17 protein-coding genes are annotated in these 20,433 nt (G+C 63.5%); 14 read left to right on the top strand and 3 right to left on the bottom strand.

Features of this window, described 5'->3' with window-relative positions:
• Nucleotides 1–19 precede the first annotated feature (19 nt).
• Together QZ213_RS08390 and QZ213_RS08385 are read left to right on the top strand one after the other, a co-directional pair.
• On the top strand, nucleotides 20–220 hold the full coding sequence (locus QZ213_RS08390; RefSeq protein WP_291685600.1) for a DUF2065 domain-containing protein: 201 nt from the start codon (nucleotides 20–22) through the stop codon (nucleotides 218–220).
• A 255-nt stretch (nucleotides 221–475) separates the two neighbouring features.
• Nucleotides 476–2,002, top strand: a complete 1,527-nt coding sequence (locus QZ213_RS08385; RefSeq protein WP_291685599.1) for a Do family serine endopeptidase — start codon at nucleotides 476–478, stop codon at nucleotides 2,000–2,002.
• 142 nt (nucleotides 2,003–2,144) lie between these two features.
• Here QZ213_RS08385 and serB read toward each other — a convergent pair whose 3' ends face one another.
• Entirely contained in the window at nucleotides 2,145–3,053 is a 909-nt protein-coding gene (serB, locus tag QZ213_RS08380; protein WP_291685598.1) for a phosphoserine phosphatase SerB, read from the bottom strand.
• On the opposite strand from serB, the gene miaA reads away from it, so the two are divergent.
• From miaA to QZ213_RS08330, 10 genes are all read left to right on the top strand, one after another.
• Complete coding sequence (miaA, locus tag QZ213_RS08375) at nucleotides 3,016–3,993, top strand: tRNA (adenosine(37)-N6)-dimethylallyltransferase MiaA (RefSeq protein ID WP_291685597.1); 978 nt, start codon at nucleotides 3,016–3,018, stop codon at nucleotides 3,991–3,993. The genes serB and miaA overlap by 38 nt on opposite strands.
• Before the next feature lie 426 nt (nucleotides 3,994–4,419).
• Nucleotides 4,420–6,195, top strand: a complete 1,776-nt coding sequence (locus QZ213_RS08370) for an acetolactate synthase 3 large subunit (RefSeq protein ID WP_291685596.1) — start codon at nucleotides 4,420–4,422, stop codon at nucleotides 6,193–6,195.
• Nucleotides 6,196–6,351: 156 nt separating this feature from the next.
• The gene (locus QZ213_RS08365) at nucleotides 6,352–7,341 is read left to right on the top strand and encodes a threonine dehydratase (RefSeq protein ID WP_291685595.1); all 990 of its coding nucleotides are present in this window, start codon (nucleotides 6,352–6,354) and stop codon (nucleotides 7,339–7,341) included.
• Nucleotides 7,342–7,364: 23 nt separating this feature from the next.
• Complete coding sequence (gene ilvN / locus QZ213_RS08360; RefSeq protein WP_291685594.1) at nucleotides 7,365–7,919, top strand: acetolactate synthase small subunit; 555 nt, start codon at nucleotides 7,365–7,367, stop codon at nucleotides 7,917–7,919.
• Between the two features lie 3 nt (nucleotides 7,920–7,922).
• The gene (locus QZ213_RS08355; RefSeq protein WP_291685593.1) at nucleotides 7,923–8,618 is read left to right on the top strand and encodes a class I SAM-dependent methyltransferase; all 696 of its coding nucleotides are present in this window, start codon (nucleotides 7,923–7,925) and stop codon (nucleotides 8,616–8,618) included.
• 5 nt (nucleotides 8,619–8,623) lie between these two features.
• Nucleotides 8,624–9,499, top strand: a complete 876-nt coding sequence (locus QZ213_RS08350; RefSeq protein WP_291685592.1) for an EamA family transporter — start codon at nucleotides 8,624–8,626, stop codon at nucleotides 9,497–9,499.
• A gap of 6 nt (nucleotides 9,500–9,505) precedes the next feature.
• Nucleotides 9,506–10,108, top strand: coding sequence for a LysE family translocator (locus tag QZ213_RS08345; protein WP_291685591.1), 603 nt, complete (start codon nucleotides 9,506–9,508; stop codon nucleotides 10,106–10,108).
• A gap of 146 nt (nucleotides 10,109–10,254) precedes the next feature.
• A complete protein-coding gene (gene ilvC, locus QZ213_RS08340) occupies nucleotides 10,255–11,274 on the top strand; it encodes a ketol-acid reductoisomerase (protein WP_291685590.1) in 1,020 nt (339 codons plus the stop codon).
• A 523-nt stretch (nucleotides 11,275–11,797) separates the two neighbouring features.
• Nucleotides 11,798–14,800: an EAL domain-containing protein gene (locus QZ213_RS08335; RefSeq protein WP_291685589.1), complete on the top strand. Its 3,003-nt coding sequence runs from the start codon at nucleotides 11,798–11,800 to the stop codon at nucleotides 14,798–14,800.
• Nucleotides 14,800–15,900, top strand: coding sequence for a DUF2336 domain-containing protein (locus QZ213_RS08330; protein ID WP_291685588.1), 1,101 nt, complete (start codon nucleotides 14,800–14,802; stop codon nucleotides 15,898–15,900). The genes QZ213_RS08335 and QZ213_RS08330 overlap by 1 nt, the downstream gene beginning before the upstream one ends.
• Nucleotides 15,901–15,935: 35 nt before the next feature.
• Here the strand turns inward: QZ213_RS08330 and QZ213_RS08325 are convergent, their stop codons facing one another.
• Nucleotides 15,936–17,027: a DUF2336 domain-containing protein gene (locus tag QZ213_RS08325; RefSeq protein WP_291685587.1), complete on the bottom strand. Its 1,092-nt coding sequence runs from the start codon at nucleotides 17,025–17,027 to the stop codon at nucleotides 15,936–15,938.
• A gap of 259 nt (nucleotides 17,028–17,286) precedes the next feature.
• Entirely contained in the window at nucleotides 17,287–18,972 is a 1,686-nt protein-coding gene (locus QZ213_RS08320; protein WP_291685586.1) for a M4 family metallopeptidase, read from the bottom strand.
• Nucleotides 18,973–19,194: 222 nt separating this feature from the next.
• On the opposite strand from QZ213_RS08320, the gene QZ213_RS08315 reads away from it, so the two are divergent.
• Together QZ213_RS08315 and QZ213_RS08310 are read left to right on the top strand one after the other, a co-directional pair.
• Entirely contained in the window at nucleotides 19,195–20,046 is an 852-nt protein-coding gene (locus QZ213_RS08315; protein WP_291685585.1) for an SDR family oxidoreductase, read from the top strand.
• A gap of 17 nt (nucleotides 20,047–20,063) precedes the next feature.
• Nucleotides 20,064–20,432, top strand: coding sequence for a lysozyme inhibitor LprI family protein (locus QZ213_RS08310; RefSeq protein WP_291685584.1), 369 nt, complete (start codon nucleotides 20,064–20,066; stop codon nucleotides 20,430–20,432).
• The last annotated feature ends 1 nt before the right edge of the window (nucleotide 20,433 follow it).

Here is a 20,433-nt window from a genome sequence, read left to right as displayed (position 1 = left end):
AACGGGAGGTTTCAGTCCGATGAGGTCCATAGCGTTCGCCGACTTCCTCATCGGTGTGGGCATTCTGTTTGTGCTTGAAGGCCTGATGTTCGCGGCAAGCCCGGCCTGGATGCGGCGGGCGATGAAGAGCGCGCTGGCTACGCCGGACAACATTCTGCGCGCCGTCGGCATCGGATCGGCGGTCGCCGGCCTGATCCTGATCTGGGTGGTCCGGCGCTAGCTTTCCGTCATTCCCGGATGGTGGAATCTCGGGATTCCCCGATGTGCAATTGCACATCTGAAGTTCGGCGCTAACCGCGCCGCCCCGGAAAGACGAGTGCTATCAATGCCATCCTGAGGGCGGCGTCCCGCTTTTCGCCGTATTCGGCGGCGCTTATGTGAGCGGAATGTCCGGCTCAAATGCTTGCGCCGCAACCCCGTTCGGGCGCACTGTGGACTTCAAATTCCGCCCGATTTGCGAGGAGAGAGAGCTGATATGACCGGTGCGATTCCAGCCCTGAGCCATCGCCTGCGTCCCGTGCTGGCCGCGATCTGCCTTGGTGCCACCAGCGTCCTGATGTCCGCGCCGGTCTTTTCAGAGCCAGCCTTTGCGCGCGGCCCCGACGGCATCGCCGACGTGGCCGAGAAGGTGATCGATGCGGTGGTCAACATCTCGACCTCGCAGACCGTCGAGGCCAAGGGCGGTGGGGCCGAGGGCAGGGGCGCGATGCCGCAACTGCCGCCGGGTTCCCCGTTCGAGGAATTCTTCGACGATTTCTTCAAGAACCGCCGCGGCGGCCCCGGCGCCCCGGGCGGCAAGGGCGGCGACCTGCAGCCGCGCAAGACCAACTCGCTGGGTTCCGGCTTCATCGTCGATACCTCCGGCATCGTCGTGACCAACAATCATGTCATCGCGGATGCCGACGAGATCAGCGTCATCATGAACGACGGCAGCAAATTCAAGGCCGAGGTCGTCGGCGTCGACAAGAAGACCGATCTCGCGGTGCTGAAATTCACGCCGAGCAAGGCGTTGACCGCGGTGAAGTTCGGCGATTCCGACAGACTGAGGCTCGGCGAATGGGTGATCGCGATCGGCAATCCGTTCAGCCTTGGCGGCACGGTGACGGCCGGCATCGTCTCGGCGCGCAACCGCGACATCTCCTCCGGTCCCTATGACAACTACATCCAGACCGACGCCGCCATCAACCGCGGCAATTCCGGCGGCCCGCTGTTCAACCTCGACGGCGAAGTGATCGGCGTCAACACGCTGATCATCTCCCCCTCGGGCGGTTCGATCGGCATCGGCTTCGCAGTGCCTTCGAAGACGGTGGCCGGCGTGGTCGATCAACTCCGGCAGTTCGGCGAACTGCGCCGCGGCTGGCTCGGCGTCCGCATCCAGACCGTGACCGACGAGATCGCCGAAAGCCTCAATATCAAACCCGCGCGCGGCGCCCTGATCGCCGGCGTCGAGGACAAGGGCCCGGCGAAACCGGCGGGCATCGAGCCCGGCGACGTCGTGATCAAGTTCGACGGCAAGGACATCAAGGAACCGAAGGATCTGTCGCGGGTGGTGGCTGACACCGCCGTCGGCAAGGAAGTCGACGTCGTCATCATCCGTAAGGGCGCGGAAGAAACCAGGAAGGTCACGCTCGGCCGCCTCGAGGATACCGACAAGGCGGTGCCGGCCGCGGTCAAGAAGGACGAGCCCGCGGAAAAGCCGGTGACCCAGAAGGCGCTCGGCCTCGATCTCGCCACGCTCTCCAAGGACCTGCGCGGCCGTTACAAGATCAAGGACAGCGTGAAGGGCGTCATCATCACCAATGTCGACAGCACTTCCGACGCCGCCGACAAGCGCCTGAGCCCCGGCGAGGTCATCGTCGAGGTGGCGCAGGAGGCCGTCAGCAACGCCGCCGACGTCAAGAAGCGCGTCGATCAGCTGAAGAAGGACGGTAAGAAATCGGTGCTGCTGCTGGTATCGAACGCCGACGGCGAGCTGCGCTTCGTGGCGCTGAGCGTGCAATAGATATTGTTCGTCATTGCCGGGCAAAAGCGCGAAGCGCGTATTCACGCTAGATGTCCCGGCAATCCATCTGCTTCGCGAGATTTTTTTGAAGATGATGGATGCCCGGATCAAGTCCGGGCATGACGACGAATGCGCCGAGCGATCACGTCTCCGCGAACTCGTCCCTTCGATAGCCCTGCGCATAGAGCAGCGCCGTGAGGTCGCCGTGGTCGATCCGTGCGGCGGCGGCGGCCGATACCGCGGGCTTGGCGTGATAGGCGACGCCGAGGCCCGCCTTCTGGATCATGCCGAGGTCGTTGGCGCCGTCGCCGACCACCAGCGTGTCGATCTCGTCGAGATCGAAGGATTCGGCAAGCTCGATCAGGGTCGCTAATTTTGCCGCGCGCCCAAGGATCGGCTCCCGGACCTCGCCGGTGAATTTTCCGCCGCTGACCACGAGTTCGTTGGCGCGGTTCTCCTGAAAACCGATCCTGGCCGCGACCGTGTTGGTGAATAGCGTAAAGCCGCCGGAGATCAGGCAGGTCCAGGCCCCATGGCTGCGCATGGTCGCGACCAGTTCGCGGCCGCCCGGCGTCAGCGTGATGCGCTTGTCCAGCACCTCGTCGACCACGCCGACCGGCAGATCCCTGAGCAGCGCGACGCGCTCACGCAGCGCCGGCTCGAACGCGATCTCGCCACGCATCGCGCGTTCCGTGATGGCCGAAACATGCGCCTTCAACCCGGCGAAATCCGCCAGCTCGTCGATGCATTCCTGGCCGATCATCGTGGAATCCATGTCGGCCAGAAAAAGCTTCTTGCGCCGCGCGGCTTGTGGCTGCACGACGATGTCGATCGGCAGGTCGCCCCGCACCTCGCGCAGGCGGGCTTCGACGGCATGCAGGCCTTCGGAGAGAATTTGGCCCTCGGCGACGAAGGGGATATCGACCGCCACTTCGTCGAACAGCCAATGCGCCGGGCCGGCCGAGGGCAAAATGGCGCGCGCGCCATCCACCACCGTGCTATCGAGCGCGGGGTTGGCGGGATTGCAGATCAGCGTGGCGACGAGAGACATCTTGGTGAATTCGCAAGGGGACAACAGCAAGGCGGTGCTTATCGCAGGGCCGACCGCCAGCGGCAAGTCGGGGCTGGCGCTTGCCCTTGCGCAAAAAACCGGCGGCGTCGTCATCAATGCCGATTCCATGCAGGTCTATCGCGACCTCCGCATCATTACGGCGCGGCCGACGCCAGCAGAGGAGGTGCGGGTTCCGCACCGGCTCTACGGCCACGTCGACGCCGCCGTGAATTTCTCCGCCGGGAGCTGGGTGGCCGATGCCGCACAGGTGCTGGCGGACGTGCGCGTGCAAGGCGCCTTGCCGATTTTCGTCGGCGGCTCGGGCTTGTATTTCAAGGCACTGACGCGCGGCTTGTCGGCAGTGCCGCCGATCCCGCCGGAGATCCGCGAGTGCATCCGCGCGCGGCTGGAGCGCGAGGGCGCCGAGGCGCTGCATGCAGAGCTTGGCAAGCGCGATCCGGCAAGCGCCGAACGCCTGAAACCGCGCGACCGCACCCGCATTGCCCGCGCGCTCGAAGTGGTCGAAGCCACCGGGCGTTCGCTGACCGACTGGCATCGCGACGGTCTGCCGCCGCTGTTGCCGCCGGGCACGTTCAGCGCGCTGTTTCTCGCGCCCGATCGCGACGCGCTCTATGCGCGGATCGATGCCCGCTTCGATGCGATGCTGATGGCCGGCGCGCTGGAGGAAGTGGCGGCCCTGGCGGCGCGGCGTCTCGATCCCCTGCTGCCGGCGATGAAGGCCCATGGCGTGCCGGCGCTGATCCGGCATCTCAAGGGCGAGATCACGCTGGAGGAGGCGGCCACCATCGGCCGCGCCGATACCCGCCATTACGCCAAGCGGCAGTTCACCTGGTTCCGGCACCAGCTGCCGGAGTTCGAATGGGTGAAGCCGGAGCAGGCGGCGGGGTGGCTTCAAACAATCATTCCGCGGCGCCCTTGAAACGAGCGAACCCCAGATGTGCTATTGCACATCGGGGAATCTCGAGAATCCGGGTTCGCGCTTGCGCGCGCCCCGGAATGGCGGGCCCAGGCAGAGCGCATATCAGAAAGTCCAATTTTCGCTCTCGCCGAACGCCCGGAACCCCGCTAAACTCTCCAAATCGCGCCAAGCGACGCCTTGGCTTGACTTTTTGGGGTTGGTCGCTATCTTCGCGCAACCTTTGGGAAATCCGAGCGGCTAATGCGTAATAAAATTACCAAACTCCTTATCGTCGTCGTACCCAGGCGCACCGCCGGGGATGGCTAAGGCCATCCACATTCGGGCGGTGTGCATGGGGCCTCTTGGGCCCCTTTTTATTTTCCAGACAACAAAGCCTCTACCTCCAAACCAAGAAGCCGCGCGAGAACAGCGCATCCGGAGCAAGCCATGAGTGAAAACAGCCACGATCCCAACCAGATGACCGGCGCAGCGATGATCGTGCGGGCGCTGATCGATCATGGCGTCAAGCACCTCTTCGGTTATCCCGGCGGCGCGGTACTTCCGATCTATGATGAGATTTTTCAGCAGAGCGAGGTCGAGCACATCCTGGTGCGGCACGAGCAGGGCGCCGGGCACGCCGCCGAGGGTTATGCGCGCTCCACCGGCAAGCCCGGCGTAGTGCTGGTGACGTCGGGTCCCGGCGCCACCAACATGGTGACGCCGCTGACCGACGCGCTGATGGATTCGATCCCGCTGGTCTGCATCACCGGGCAGGTTCCCACGCATTTGATCGGCAACGACGCGTTCCAGGAATGCGACACCGTCGGCATCACCCGGCCCTGCACCAAGCACAACTGGCTGGTGCGCGACGTCAACGATCTCGCCAAGGTGCTGCACGAGGCGTTCTACGTCGCCAGCACCGGACGGCCCGGGCCCGTCCTGGTCGACGTGCCGAAGGACGTGCAGTTCGCGGTCGGCACCTATCACCCGCCGCGCAAGGCCGATGTGCACGTGTCCTACGCACCGCGCGTCAAGGGCGACGCCGGCCAGATCCGAAAAGCCGTCGCGCTGCTCGCCTCCGCCAAGCGGCCGGTGATCTACTCCGGCGGCGGCGTCATCAATTCCGGGCCCGAAGCCTCGCGGCTGCTGCGCGAACTGGTCGAGGCCACCGGCTTTCCGATCACCTCCACCCTGATGGGGCTCGGCGCCTATCCGGCATCCGGCAAGAACTGGCTCGGCATGCTCGGCATGCACGGCACCTACGAAGCCAACATGGCGATGCATGACTGCGACGTCATGCTGTGCGTCGGGGCGCGCTTCGACGACCGCATCACCGGACGGGTCGATGCGTTTTCGCCGGGCTCCAAGAAGATCCACATCGACATCGATCCGTCCTCGATCAACAAGAACATCCGGGTCGACGTGCCGATCATCGGCGACGCTGGCAACGTGATGGGCGATCTGCTGCAGGTGTTCAAGGCGGAGGCGAAGAAGCCCGACATCAAGCCGTGGTGGCACGAGATCGCGAAATGGCGCGCGCGCAATTCGCTGTCCTACAAGCAGAACAACGATATCATCCTGCCGCAATTCGCGATCGAGCGGCTGTTCGCGGCGACACGCGGCCGCGATGTCTACATCACCACCGAAGTCGGCCAGCATCAGATGTGGGCGGCGCAGTTCTTCGGCTTCGAGGAGCCGCACCGCTGGATGACCTCCGGGGGGCTCGGCACCATGGGCTACGGCCTGCCGGCGGCGCTGGGCGTGCAGGTTGCCCATCCCGACAGCCTCGTGATCGACATTGCCGGCGACGCCTCGGTGCAGATGACGATGCAGGAGATGTCGACTGCCGTCCAATTCGAGCTGCCGATAAAGATATTCATCCTGAACAACCAGTATATGGGCATGGTGCGGCAGTGGCAGCAGCTCCTGCACGGCAACCGGCTGTCGCATTCCTATTCGGAAGCGTTGCCGGATTTCGTCAAGCTTGCGGATGCCTTCGGCTGCGTCGGCATCCAGGCGATCAAGCCGGGCGATCTCGACGGCGCGATCAAGGAAATGATCAACGTCAAGCGTCCGGTGCTGTTCGATTGTCGGGTGGCGGCGCTGGAAAACTGCTTCCCGATGATTCCGTCCGGCAAGGCGCACAATGAAATGCTGCTGCCGGCGGAAGCCACCGACGAAGCTACCGCCACCGCCTTCGCCGGCGGCAAGGCGCTGGTGTGAGGATGAACGCCGTGGCCGCGAGGCAAGCCGCATATTCCGCTGTCATCGCCCGGCTTGACCGGGCGATCCGGTACGCCGCGGCGTCTCGATTGATCTTGAGCGTCTCTGGAATACTGGATCCCCGCTTCCGCGGGGATGACAACCATTGGTGCGCCGATGTTTGATCTCCGGCAATTGGAAAACGCACAGGCCATCGTCGGCGCGGCGATGCCGCCGACGCCGGCCTATGCGTGGCCGCTATTGTCGGAACGGCTCGGCGCCACCGCCATCGTCAAGCACGAGAACCACACCCCGATCGGCGCCTTCAAGGTGCGCGGCGGACTCGTGTATGTGGATCGTCTCAAGCGCGAGCGGCCCGATACGCCCGGGCTGATCTCGGCCACAAGAGGCAATCACGGCCAGAGCCTGGCTTTCGCGGCGAGCCGCTACGGCGTGCCGGTGACCATCTATGTGCCGCATGGCAATTCGGTCGAGAAGAACCGCGCGATGCGGGCGTTCGGTGCCGAGCTGGTCGAGCACGGCGAGGATTTCCAGGCCGCCCGCGAAGAAGCCGAACGCCGCGCGCGGCGCGATGGGCTTGAATTCGTGCCGTCGTTTCATCCCGATCTGGTGACGGGCGTTGCCACTTACGCGCTCGAACTCCTGCGCAAGGCGCCGGACCTCGAAATTCTCTATGTTCCGATCGGGCAGGGATCTGGCATCTGCGGCTGCATCCTGGCGCGCGACCTGCTCGGGCTACGCACCGAGATCGTCGGCGTGCAATCGACGGAAGCGCCGTCCTATGCGCTGTCGTTCGCGGCCGGCACGGTCGTGCGTACGAACAGCAGCAATACGCTGGCCGATGGCATGGCGACGCGCGTCCCCGATGCGGATGCGCTTGCGATCATCCGCAAGGGCGCTTCGCGCATCGTGCAGGTCAGCGACGATGAAGTGGCCGCGGCGATCCGGGCCTACTGGACCGATACGCATAACCTCGCGGAAGGCGCGGGCGCTGCCGCGCTCGCCGCCGCCATGCAGGAAAGGCCGAAGCTTCGGGGAAAGCGGCTGGGCCTGATCCTGAGCGGCGGCAATATCGATTTAGATCTGTTCAATAGATGGATCATTCCACAAGCCGCGGCCCTCGCCGGCGGCAAGGCGCTGGTGTGAGCGCAGAATTGGGGACGACGACAATGAGCCAGCCCGCGAACCAGCCCGCATCCGCCTACTTCATGGAAGACCGCCATGATCCGATCGAGGCGCATACGCTTTCGGTGCTCGTGCAGAACGAACCCGGCGTGCTCGCGCGCGTCATCGGGCTGTTTTCGGGGCGCGGTTACAACATCGAAAGTCTCACCGTCTCCGAGACCGAGAACCAGAAGCACGTCTCCCGCATCACCATCGTCACCACAGGCACGCCGATGGTGATCGAGCAGATCAAGCACCAGCTCGACCGCATGGTCCCGGTCTACCGCGTCGTCGACATGACGCTGACCGGGCGCTCGATCGAGCGGGAGCTTGCGATGGTGAAATTGCGCGGCACCGGCGAGCACCGCGTCGAGTCGCTGCGGCTGGCGGAGGCGTTCCGCGCCCGCGTGATCGACGCCACCACCGAAAGCTTCGTGTTCGAGATCACCGGAAATTCCGCCAAGATCAACCAGTTCATCGACCTGATGCGACCGCTCGGCCTGATCGAGGTCTCGCGAACCGGCGTCGCCGCCATCGGGCGCGGGGCCGAGGGGATGTGAGCCATGCTGGCGCGCGATTGGTACTACAATGAGCGGCGTCGGATGGGACTCGATTCCGCGGTCGCCTCGATCTACGACCGCCACGACGACAGCGATATCCGCGCCCGCGCGGCGCTGACCATGCTGGGCGTGCAGCCTGGATGGCGGGTGGCCGATATCGGCTGCGGCAACGGCGTGCTGGCCTGCGAGGCGGCGCTCTTGGGCGCCGAGGTCGACGCGATCGATATTTCGCCGGCGATGCTGGCGCTGGCCAAGATCCAGGCCAGGGATCGCAGGGTCGCGATCCGCACCCAGCCAGCGGGCCTGTTGAGCTTCGCCTACAAGCCGAATTCGTATGACCTGATCGTCAGCGAGTTCACGCTGCATCATTTGCCGGATTTCTGGAAGGCGGTCGCGCTGTCGCGGATCCATGCCGCGCTGAAGCCCGGGGCGAATTTTTATCTGCGCGACATCGTGTTCGTCTCTACGCCCGACGGCGTCGAGCGCGATGTCGAACAATGGGCCGATTTCAGCATCAAGAACCACGATTTCAACCGCGACAGCGTGATGACCCACATGCGCGACGAATATTCGACCTTCGGCTGGGTGATCGAGCGCATGCTGACCGATGCCGGCTTCACGCTTGTCTCGGTCGATTATCACGCGCCGCTGCACGGCACCTATCTGCTGCAGAAACCGAAATCCGGTGGGCAGGGCTAGGGCCGATGAAGCCTTCCGACGTCTTGCTCGCTGTCCTGGTGGCAGTGATCTGGGGGCTTGGGTTCGTGGGCAGCCGGCTGGCGCTCGACGAATTGTCGCCGGCGCTGATGACGGCGATGCGCTTTGCCATTGCCGCGCTGCCGTGCCTGTTCGTGCGCCGGCCCAACGTGCCGTGGAGCGTGCTGATCGCGATCAGCGCCACGTTGTTTCTGGGCCAGTTCCTGGCGCAGTCCTGGGCGATCGCGCATGGCGTTCCGGTCGGGCTGGCCAGCGTGATCGTGCAGAGCCAGGCGTTGTTCACGGTGGCGTTCGCGGTGCTGGCGTTTCGCGAGGTTCCGGCGCGGATCCAGATCGTCGGGATCGGGGTTGCCGCGATCGGGCTGTTGATGATCTGCGGCACCGTCGGTTTCGATTTCAGCGTCGGCGCATTTGCCGTGCTGATGATTTCGCCGGTCAGCTTTGCGATCGGCAATTTGCTGCTGCGGCAGGCGAGGGAGGTGCCGATGTTCGACCTGTTCGCCTGGCTTTGCCTGATACCGCCGCTGCCGTTGCTGGCGCTGGCGTTCGCCGTCGATGGACCACGCGCGACGTGGCTGTCGCTGTCGCAGATGTCGGCGACCGGATGGATCAGCATGCTGTTCGTCGGGGCGATCTCCACCTGCGTCGCCTATTGGCTGTGGGGCCGGCTGCTGCGCGACCACACCGCGGCGCAAGTCGTGCCGTTCGCGCTGCTGGTGCCGTTCGTCGGCGCGGCGGCGTCGAGCGTTGTGTTCGGCGAAACGTTCGGCCCGCTGCGGCTGGCCGGGATGGTCACCGTGGTCGGCGGCATCGCCGTCATGCTGCTGTCGAAACGGCCGGCCGTCCTGCCCGAAATCGCGTGAGGGAACATGTCGCAGTCGCTTGTCGTCGCCTTCGTCGTTTTCGGCGCGGTCATGGCGTTCACGCCGGGACCCAACAACATCATGGTGTTGTCCTCGGGGCTGACTTACGGCTTCCGCCGCAGCCTCCCGCATATCTCGGGCATCGCGATCGGGGTTTCGCTTATGGTCGCGTCCGTGGGTCTCGGCGTCGGAGCCATCTTTGTTGCCTATCCGGTGCTGCAGACCATCCTGAAATATGTCGGCATCGCTTATCTGATCTATTTGGCCGGTGTGATCGCGATGTCCGGGTCGGTGACGCCGGGGCAGGAAAACCAGCTTGGCCCGATGACATTCTGGGCTGCGGTGCTGTTCCAGTGGGTCAACGTCAAGGGCTGGGTGATGGCGATCGGCATCATTACCGCCTATTCCGCGGTTGCCAGTTTTCCCTGGAATATCGCCGTACAGGCCGCGCTGATGTTCGTCATGGCGGCGTTGTCGTCATTGACCTGGGCGCTGTTCGGCAGTTCGCTGCGCTCCTTTTTGACCTCGCCGACGGCCGTGCGGGTTTTCAACGTTCTGATGGCGGGGCTGCTCCTGGCCTCGCTTTATCCGGTATTCATGGACGCATGAGCGGGCGGCGCACCATGCAGAAACGGGTTTCCCAAGCTTGCGAAAATGCTCTAGACAACGCCGGAAATTCGCTGGGCATGCCCGGCTCACCGGCGCCCAAACGCTTGATTTAACTGCCGATTTTGGCAACTCACGAGGATACGAAGATGCGAGTTTATTACGATCGCGATGCCGATTTGAACCTGATCAAGGGCAAGAAGGTCGTCATCGTCGGCTATGGCAGCCAGGGCCACGCCCATGCGCTGAACCTGAAGGATTCCGGCGTCAAGGACATCGCCATCGCGTTGCGCAAGGGATCAAGCTCCGCCAAGAAGGCCGAGACGGCCGGCTTCAAGGTGATGGAAGTCGCCGAGGCCGCCAAATGGGCCGACCTCGTGATGATGCTGACCCCCGACGAATTGCAGGGTGACATCTACCGCGAGCACCTGCACGACAATATGAAGAACGGTGCGGCTTTGGTGTTCGCCCACGGCCTCAATGTGCATTTCAACCTGCTCGACCCGCGTCCCGATCTCGACGTGCTGATGATCGCGCCGAAGGGCCCCGGCCACACCGTGCGCTCGGAATACCAGCGCGGCGGCGGCGTGCCCTGCCTGATCGCGATCGCCAAGGACGTTTCGGGCAATGCCCACGACCTCGGCCTGTCCTACGCCTCGGCGATCGGCGGCGGGCGGGCCGGCATCATCGAGACCTCGTTCAAGGAAGAATGCGAGACCGACCTGTTCGGCGAGCAGGTGGTGCTGTGCGGCGGCCTGGTCGAACTGATCAAGGGCGGCTACGAGACGCTGGTGGAAGCCGGCTACGCGCCCGAGATGGCCTATTTCGAGTGCCTGCACGAGGTGAAGCTGATCGTCGACCTGATCTATGAAGGCGGCATCGCCAACATGAACTATTCGATCTCCAACACCGCCGAATACGGCGAATACATCACCGGCCCGCGCATCGTCACATCAGAGACCAAGGCCGAGATGAAGCGGGTGCTCGACGACATCCAGTCCGGCCGGTTCGCGCGCGACTGGATGCTGGAGAACAAGGTCAACCAGACCTCGTTCAAGGCGACCCGCGCCAAACTCGCCCGGCACCCGATCGAGGAAGTCGGCGCCAAGCTCCGCGACATGATGCCGTGGATCAAGAAGGGCGCCCTGGTCGACAAGACCAAGAACTAAGGCTCGCTGGCGGTTGCGAGGGGCGCGCAGACGCATCTTGCACCGCAACGAAAAATTAAGCCCCGACCGGCATATTCAAAGGCGAGAGCGCAAAACGCGTTCTCGCCTTTGTCGTCTTGGCCGCTCATGCGCCGCGTGAAGCGCCCCCCAAAGTGAAGAACTGACGCTTAAATCACATTCTTCGTCTGAAGTACTTCGAGTGATTTCTTGAAGCCATAAAACCTTGCAGTTTCAGATTCAAGGCGCCGTTACTTAATCCATATTTTTGCGTCTAGAGCGTCGCGCTTGCGACAAGAATCTTACGTCATGCATATGGTTGAGAGTCCGCAAGGTGGGCAAAGCAAAGCGTGCCGAGCATTCGCAGATAGCGATCCGATCGCCATGGGGCTCGACGCAAAACCCGTGGGAATACGGAGCTATGTCCGCCCGGCGGCGCCATCGACCGGCGCCAAGCAGAATTATGAACGAAATATTAACGGATGCCGAGCAACGGTAGGCCCCTGGTTGTAGGCGCGGAATCGCGATGCGGGAAACTTATCGAAGGCTGGCCCATTCGCCGGGTTCTTCGCTGATGGCGCTTGGCGTCCTGCTTTCGCTTGCGGCCGTCGTTCTGTTTGTCCTGGGTGTGGAAGCCCGCTACTCGGACAGGATCGCGGCGGCAAAGTCCGATGCGCTGAGTTTTGCGAACATTCTCGCCGAGCATACGGTGCTGACATTCGAGGATATCGACCGGGCGCTGCGCGAGGCGGAATCCATTCGCAGAGCCAGCCTGGCGGGGAGATTCGATTCCACTGCCGCCACTGCCGCGCTGCGTCAGCTGCACAACAGCTCATCCGTCATTATCGCCATCGGATGGACTGACGCCTCGGGGCAAGTCGTCGCCCACTCCTTCGATCACGCGCCGTCACGTCCCGATATATCCGGTATGGCGCATTTCATCGCCCAGCGCGACAGTACCGGCGACCGGCTGTCTATCGCGCCACCGTTTCGTTCATTGACGGATGATAGATGGTTCACCGCGGCTTCGCGCCGGCTGAGCAATCCCGACGGCAGTTTCGCCGGCATCGTCACCGCGCCGCTCGATCAATCCTATTTCACCAAGCTCTATCGCTCGATCGATCTCGGCAAGGCCGGATCCATCCTGCTGGTGCACCGCAACGGACAGTTGCTGGCGCGGGAGCCCGGGTTGAAGGACGCGCTTGGAACGTCGCTTGCCAATGGCCCGCTGCTGACCAGATATCTGCCCGCGTCGGAAACGGGCGCCTACGAGACCACCAGCGTCGTTGACGGCGTGGATCGCATTGTGGGCTACAAGGCCGTCCCGGGGCTGCCGCTGGTGGTGGCCGTTACCTACGCCCGCAGCGAAGTGCTGCAGCAATGGTATCGAAACCTCTATACGTTCGGCGTGCTGGTCGCCGCTTTTGTCGCGATCATCATGTTGGGCACGTTCGTTCTGGTGCGGCGGACCAACGCGCTGGCGCGAACAAATGCGCGCTTCGACAGCGCCATCAACAACATGTCGCAGGGCCTCTGCCTGTTCGATGCCGACAAGCGACTGGTGATCTCCAACAGCCGGTTCCAGACGATGTACGGCCTGCCGGACGAACTGGTGCTGCCGGGCACGCCGTTGAAACGGATTTACCAGTTCTACGCGGATCGCGGCGAATCCAGAAACATGACCGTCGATCAACGCCTCGAATTGATCGCAACGCAGCCAAGGCTGAGCTACGAGCGGGCGGACGGCCGCGTGATCGATATTCAACGTACCCCGACGCCGGATGGCGGCTGGGTCGCGACCCACGAAGACGTCACGGTGCAAAGACGCGCCGAGCAATTGCTGGCCGAGAAAGCCACCGAACTCGAGGCCACCAACCTGCGCTTCGATGCCGCGCTCAACAACATGTCGCAGGGGCTCTGCATGTTCGATGCGGAGCAGAAGGTCGTGGTGTCGAATGCGCGTTATGGCGAAATCTATCATCTCAGCCGCGATCAGATAAAGCCCGGAACCTCGCTGCGGCAGATTCTGGAATACCGCCGCGCGATGGGAACCAATTTCAATGTGGCGCCGGAGACCTACCTGACGCAGAACGTGAAAGCGGCAAAGGAGGTACTGGAACTCGCCGACGGGCGCGTGGTCGCGATCGCCCGTCACGCCATGCCGAACGGGGGATGGCTCACCACGCATGAGGACATCACGGATCGGGCGCGCAATGAAAAGCGCATCGCGTTCCTGGCGCAGCACGATCTGCTGACGGGCCTGGCAAACCGCGCGCTGTTTTCCGAAAAACTCGAGGACGCCGCGAAGCGGCTGCAACGCCATGGCACCGCCTTTACCGTGCTGATGCTCGACCTCGACAAGTTCAAGAATGTCAACGACACGCTGGGACACTCGGCCGGCGACCAGTTGCTGGTCGAGGTGGCGCAGCGGCTGCGGACGTCGATTCGCGACCTTGATGTGCTGGCCCGTCTGGGCGGCGATGAATTCGCCATCATCCAGGAAAACGAGAATGTCCAGGGCGAGGGCGCCGTCGCGCTCGCGCTCAGGATCATCAGGCTGATCGAACAGCCGTTCGATCTCGGCGGCCAGCAGGTCAATGTCGGAACCAGCATCGGAATTTCGTTCGCGCCGGAGCACGGCGTCGATGCCGAGACGCTGCTGCACAAGGCCGATCTTGCGCTATATGCGGCCAAGTCGGGCGGGCGAAACGCTTTCCGGGTGTTCGAGCCCGGATTGACCGAGGCTGCGGACATCCAGCGGTCGATAGAAGGCGAACTGCGCGACGCGATCTCGCGCAATGAGTTCGAACTGCACTATCAGCCGATGATCGATGCAACGGTCGGCCGCATCTTTGGCGTGGAGGCATTCGTACGCTGGCATCACCCGTCGAGAGGGCTACTGGCGCCCGATCGGTTCCTCCCGCTTGCGGAATCGACGGGATTGATGCAGCCGCTCGGGGAATGGATCCTGCGGCAGGCATGCATGGATGCCGCCGCCTGGCCGGCGGATATCAGGATTGCCGTCAACGTCTCCGCCGTTCAATTCGCAAACGGAAACCTGTTCGAGCTCGTGCTGGCGGCGCTGGTCGATTCCGGCCTGTCGCCGCTGCGGCTCGAATTGGAAATCGCCGACACCTCGCTGCTGCAGAAGGATCAGGCGGAACATCTGGCAACCATCCGGCAACTGAAAAATCTCGGCGTCTCGATCGTGCTCGACAATTGCGGGGCGGGATACTCCTCGGCGAGCTACCTGGCGAGCTTTCCATTCGACAAGATCAAGATCGACAAATCGGTCGCGCAGGGATTCGAGAACCGCCGCGACTGTGCGGCGCTCGTCGCTTCCGTGCTGGCCCTGGCGCGCGGCCTCGATATCGCGACGGCGGCCAAGGGAATTGAGAGCCGCACGCAGTACGAGGCATTGCTGGCCGCCGGCGTCGATTTCGCGCAAGGCTACCTGTTCGGCCGGCCGGTTCCGCATTCCGAACTTGACCTGGATGCCGTGTTTCCCCTGGCAAAGAACGTCGCCTGATGAACGCGCAGGAACATCTGATCGGTGACCTCGACGATGTGCTGGCGAGCAAGGATCCGTCGGCGCGCGCCGAGATCCTGCGCCGCGTCACCGACCTCTTCGTCCACGGCTCGGGCAGGTTTACCGACGATCAGATCGAGCTGTTCGGCGACGTCATGAGCAGGCTCGTCGGGACTATCGAGCAGGCTGCCCGCGCGGAGTTCGGCGGCCGCCTCGCTTTGGTCTCCGACGCGCCCACCGGAGTCATCCGCACGCTGGCATTCGACGATGCAATCGACGTGGCCGCGCCGGTCCTGGCGCACTCGGGGCGGCTCGAGGACGCTGCGCTGGTGGAAAATGCGCGAACCAAGAGCCAGGGCCACCTGCTTGCCATTTCCGGCCGCAGCGTTCTGGCCGAGGCCGTGACGGATATTCTGGTCGAGCGGGGCAACCATGAGGTCGTCAGCGGCGCCGCCGCCAACAGCGGCGCCAGGTTTTCGGCGTCCGGCATGTCGATTCTGGTCCGGAGAGCGCAGGACAACGGCGATCTCGCGCTGTGTGTCTGGGGACGCCCCGACATCCCGCGCCACGATCTCGTGAAACTGTTCGTGCAAGCGTCCGAAATCGTCAGAGGCAAGCTTGAGGCGGCCGACCGGCGACGGGCCACGCTGGTCCGGGCGGCGGTTGCGCAGGCATCCGACACCATCCAGGCGACGGCGCGGGCCGGCTCCAGCCAGCATGTGCAGGCGCTGGCCCACGTGCAGAGGCTGCATTCGCTCGGGCAGCTCGACGAGGCGCGGTTGCTCCTCTTCGCGCGCGAGGGGAGTTTCGACCGAACCGCGGTCGCGCTTTCGCTCATGTGCGATCTTCCGATCGGGCTGGTCGAGCGCGTGCTGGTTCAAAACGAACCGGAACAACTGCTTGTCTTTGCCAAGGCCATCGACCTGCAATGGGAAACCACGAGGGCCATCCTCGCTCTGCAGGCCGGCCGCGGCGGCGTGGCGAAGGATCGGCTCAACCAATGCCTCGCCAGTTTCTTCCGGCTGCGGCCCAAGACCGCCAAGACCGCACTGCAATTTTACCGGCAGCGCGAGCAGGCGAACCGAAGTCCGGTGCAGTAAGGGCGGGTTTTCCGGCCTGCGCCGTTGCGCGAGAGCTACTTCTCGATCTTGTTATGGACCTGCCAGAACCGCAGCGTGCGCTGGGCGGTTTCCGTAGACAGCTTGCCGTAATCCTTCCAGGCGAGCTTCAGCGTTTGTTCGGATAGCGGCTGCTGCAGCGGACGGTGGGAAAGCAGGGTTTCCACCGCCAGCCAGTTCAGGCCCGCGGATTTGCAGGGGATCAGGATAAGATCGGACCGGGGGCCTTCCAAAAGCCGCATCATCATGTCGGTCGTCGCGTTATTGAGGACGGCGAGCGAGGCTGCGACTTCTTCGAATTTCCCGGCGCCGGCAAACTTGATGATGGCCGCGTCGTCCAGTTCGTTGTGCTGTTTGAGGAGCTTCACCAGCGCTTCGGCGCGGCTGAAATCCCGCAGCGCGGGACTGTTTTCTCCCACGGCGGCGGCGATGGTCTTCATGATCCGCGCGATTTCCTGCTGAAGTTCGGGTGGCGCGATGGCCGCCAGCCGGGCGCGCACGGCGTCGGTCGCGCGCTTCAACAGGTCGCGAAGGAATTTGAGCGGAAGGTCGATCCGAAGGCCGAGGATTTCGGTGAGTTCATCGTCGGCTTCAGCGCGCGCGACGATGGTGGAATAGCCGGTGTCGGAAAAGCGCGCGCTGGCATTGTTGGCAAGCTTGCGAATGACGGTGCGTTCGCCGCGGTCGACGATGACGTCGGTAACGGCTTCCGGGAGGTTGGTGCGGCCGGAAATGGCGAGCAGATGATCCTGCCCCCTTGTGCTGGCGATCTCGACGAGATCGCTCGTCCTCAGGCGGCTGGAGTGGGCCAGCACGCTTCCGGCCACGGCAATTTCATTGTCCCGCGCCAGATGCTGAATGACCTCGAACGGCGCGTAGTCGATCGGCGCCAGGCGCTGGCTGAGTTCGGCCCTGGCGCGGCTTTCGACGCGGCTGATCAGCACGCACAGCACGTCGTCGAAGACCTTGATCTGTTCCTCGCTGAGCCGGTCCCCGTCATGCAGGAAAAGATTCGTCACCTGGCGAAGGGTATCGACGCGCCTCTCGGACGAACCGCTTTTGACGGCGTCTTCGAGTTCGGCGATGATGGAATGTTCGAGCTTCTGCAAGACATGCCCCACTGCTTAATTCGACACTTTCCGGCGCGAGTCCGGTTCTGGCACGTTCGTGAAAGTGTCGGCACTTCAAGCAAAGATGATAGCCTCGCAATCCTACGCTCGCGTTAAGCCGAACCCGTAAAAATACAGGCTTGGCTTGCTCAATAAATGCGCGGACATCCGGAAAACCGCCACCGGACCTCGGCCGGGTGTCAGGGCCGGGGCAGAAGCGGCGAAAATCGTGCTTAACGGAAGCCTACCGCCAGATCCGCTATCTGATTCCGGCCGCGTCAAAGCCCGCTTCCACCGCCGCAACGCGCAGTTCGATCTGCTTATGCGACAGCTTGCGGAACAGCGACCGCGTCGCCAACACCACGCCGCGCCGGCTGTCGGCGAAGGTCGATTGGCGCGACAACTGCTGGGTGAGCGCGACATAGAACATCGCCGCAAGCTCGTTCGGCCTGAAAATGAAGGCGCGGCCGTTATTCGCCGACATCACGTTGAAGGCGGCATAGTTGTGAATGCCGCTGTTGACGTGCACGGCGCCTGAATCGTCTTTCTGGGTAAGCGGAACGTTAATGAAATCCTTCATCAGCCTGGGCTGGTTGTGCCGGGTCGGATCCTGCATGTCGCGGACCGCGACGCCGCAGCCGACCTGCCAGTCCCACTTCGCGATATCCGGCCGCGCGCCGTTGGCGATGAGGGCGCCGAAAATATCTGAATAGGATTCATTGAGCGCTCCGGTCTCGCCCAGATAGATCAGCCGTGCCGTGGCGCCGGTGACGCCGTGAAACAGTTCGTGCGCCACCACGGAGAGCGAGGACGCCATCGAGCGCAATTTGCCGTCGAACCGCCCCTGGCCGTACAGCATCTGGGTCCCGTCCCAGAACGCGTTCAGCCAGACCTTGCTGCCGGGGGGCTGCTCGAACTGCTTCACCAGGCAGTTGACGGTCGAGACCACGCGCCCGCCCATGTTGTCGATGTTGTTGCGCTTGAGCACCTTGCGCAGAAAGGTCGTTACTGCGGCAGCGTGGGCATGGGCGCTGACGGCGGCCGGAGACCAGGGAGAGGCCGCGAGGTTGCCGGGCAGCTTGCCCCCGACCGGGTCGCGGTAGGCGAAATCGTAGGTTTCGACGTTCAGCATGGCGTCGCGCATGATCCGCTTGCCGCCCTTGATTTCGATGTTGAAGGTCTGCATCCGGCCGAGTTCGTCGCGGGCGCTGGCGGTGCCGTGCCTGAGGGCCGGGGTGCGCGGCAATTCCGCCACCAACGCGCCGTTCAGCGCGTCGATGACGTAGTCGAACATCAGTGGGATCTGGTGTCGGGCCGACGATGCTTTGCCCTTGTTCCGGCTGCGCACGTCCTCCACGATATAGGCGAGATGCCATTTGCCCCTGTGGTCGAGAAACAGATGAAGCGCCGGAACGCCGTCGGGAAGTTTCCGTCCGTAACCGGCCCGGGCGGCAATTCTCTTCAGCGCGTCGAGTGGCGAAATTCTTGCGACGTAGGAGGCAAGCTCCGGCTTCGCCAGACTGGAATTGAGCGAGACCAGTTCATTGTCGTCGTCGAGCTCGACGCTGACGAGCGATGCGAAAACCGGAATACCATTGATCTGCTGGCGGAATTTTACCACCCTGGTTCCGGTCAGCGGCACGGTCTCGACGCCGAGGCTCCTGAAATCGCACTCCTCGTCATCGACCTTTGGCGCGGTCAGCGACGGCATCGCGCGGCTGGCAAAGGCGTGGGCGAGGATGCGCTTGGCCGCACTTTCCGGGTCGAGGTTTTTCGGCAGGCTTTCCGCCAGCGCGAACGTGTTGGAAGCCGGGCGATCCGCTCGAAGCGCCTCGAAGGCGCGGCGGCCGCCTTCTTCCGTGACATGCATCGCGAGGATTTGAAAGCCGCGCGCCGACCGCGCCGGTGTCTTCCTTCGCCCTGCCTTCTTCGCTTTCTTTGCCATGATGCAGTCACCCCATCCGTCAACCGGAGAAGGGTAGGTCAATCGATCCCGATTGGGAAACGTAAAAACCACGGCTGTTTCACCGATCTATTCAGCCGTGATGGTGGCCGAAGCGACGCCGGTCGCAAGAACAATATTTGAGCCGGCCTCGCACACGAAAACGGTATTGCTAAGCGGACGAGCGTACGGAACAATCGCGAGCCATGATCGGGGAGTAGAGCTGTGCAATCTGTTGTCATTACCGGGGCGTCCACCGGCATTGGCTGGGCTACCGCAAAATTGTTGCTGGGGCGCGGGTTTCGGGTGTTCGGCAGCGTGCGCAAGCAAGCCGACGCCGATCGGTTGAAGGCCGAGTTCGGCGCGAATTTCATTCCGCTATTGTTCGACGTTACCGATGAAGCCGCGGTGCTGGCGGCCGCCCGCGAGGTCCGCGCCGCGCTGAACGGCGAGACGCTGACCGGGCTCGTCAACAATGCCGGCATCGCGGTCGCAGGGCCGGTGCTGGAGCTCTCGGCCGACGAATTCCGGCGGCAGATGGACGTCAACGTGATCGGACCGATCATCGCCACGCAGGCCTTCGGTCCGCTGCTCGGGTCCGATCCGTCGCTGAAGGGACCGAAGGGGCGGATCGTGATGATCAGCTCGGTGGCCGGCAGGAACGGCAATCCGATGTCGGCGGCCTATTCGGCATCGAAGCACGCGATCGAGGGGCTGTCGGAAAGCCTGCGCCGCGAAATGATGCTGTTCGGCATCGACGTCATCATCGTGGCACCTGGCGCGGTGAAGACGCCGATCTGGAGCAAGGCCGAGGAGGTCGATATTTCCGGCTACCAGAATTCGCCGTATCTTCCGGCACTCGAACGGGTCCGCAAGTTCACGCGGCACCTGAGCGAGATCGGTCTGCCGCCGGAGAAGATCGCCGAAGCGATCGCCGACGCATTGACATCGGCGAGCCCCAAAGTGCGTTACCAGATCACGCCGGACCCGATGCGGCATCTGATCACGGGGCTACTGCCGAAGCGGACGGTCGACAGGATCATCGCCAAGCGCCTCGGATTGACTCCCCCGGCATGAGCGTGGCGAAGCGTGCCATGTTCAGAGCCGTCCTTGGAGCCGCCGCGATTTGCCTTGCGGCATCGCTCGCTTATGCCGGCGATCAGGGCGATCCCGAAAGATCCTGCGACGGCAATACCTATGAGATGGTCGAATGTCTCAAGGCCAGGACCGCGCAGTTGGACAAGCGGATGACCATCGCCTACCAGCAGGCGCTGAAGGACGCGGCGCCGCAGCAGCATGACCAGCTGCGCACGGCGCAGCGGCTATGGATTCAATATCGCGATGCCAATTGCCTCTATTATGGCCTCGGCGAGGGCACTATCGCCCGCATCGACGCCGGCGAATGCATGCGCAGCATGACCGAGGCGCGCGCCCGCGAACTGGAAGGCCTCGGCCATCAATAGC

Source organism: Bradyrhizobium sp. (assembly GCF_017881085.1).
Classification (GTDB): Bacteria; Pseudomonadota; Alphaproteobacteria; order Rhizobiales; family Xanthobacteraceae; genus Bradyrhizobium.
The sequence above is the reverse complement of the archived record's forward strand: the minus strand, read 5'-3'. Positions and strand labels throughout refer to the sequence as shown.